This is a genomic window from Oleiphilus sp. HI0061, assembly GCF_001635675.1.
This window is the reverse complement of sequence record NZ_LWFE01001383.1, coordinates 1-547: the sequence shown is the minus strand read 5'-3', so window position 1 is coordinate 547 and position 547 is coordinate 1. Positions and strand designations below refer to the sequence as shown.

Sequence of the window (547 nt, the reverse complement as noted above, 5' to 3'; positions counted from 1 at the left end):
TCCAGCCGCGCGATGATATTATTATCTTCTACTCTAGTTCGCTCCATTTCTGCGTATGCTTCAGAGCTTGCTACAATGGCACCAGTATCAACGCTTGCCCCCATGGCTCCGCCAGCAACACCTCCTGCAATAGCTCCTGCGATATATGCACCTTCATTGTACTTGTGACTGGTTACCTCAATTTCATACTCTCCGGGTTTGACATATAACCATCGTTTAGACTTTCCAGAAAGTTTTTCGCCATTAATTGACTTAAGTAACACTGTATAAATTGTTCCAGCCCTTTGTCCTTCACTGTATGTATACAAGATTGCTGACTCGCTTTTAGGGGTATTCTTTGAGACGTTGAAATAGCTAGAGGCACACGAACTAAGCAAGCTAGCGAGTATTGTTATTGAAAGTAGCTTGATCATCTTAATTTAACTCCAAATAATCCTGAGAAACATTATCCACTATAGAGGCAATATCGTCTCCAACATCGTCCGAACTCATAAATGGAATCATAGAAAACCCAGCCATTTGATACATATGACTTGAATACAAATGG

Annotated in this window: 1 protein-coding gene; it reads right to left on the bottom strand. The window is 41.0% G+C overall.

All coding sequences use genetic code 11. The features are described 5' to 3' along the window. Nucleotides 1-413 (bottom strand): hypothetical protein (locus A3735_RS21745; protein WP_197485970.1); only part of this gene is annotated, 413 nt, incomplete at its 3' end. Nucleotides 414-547 lie beyond the last annotated feature (134 nt).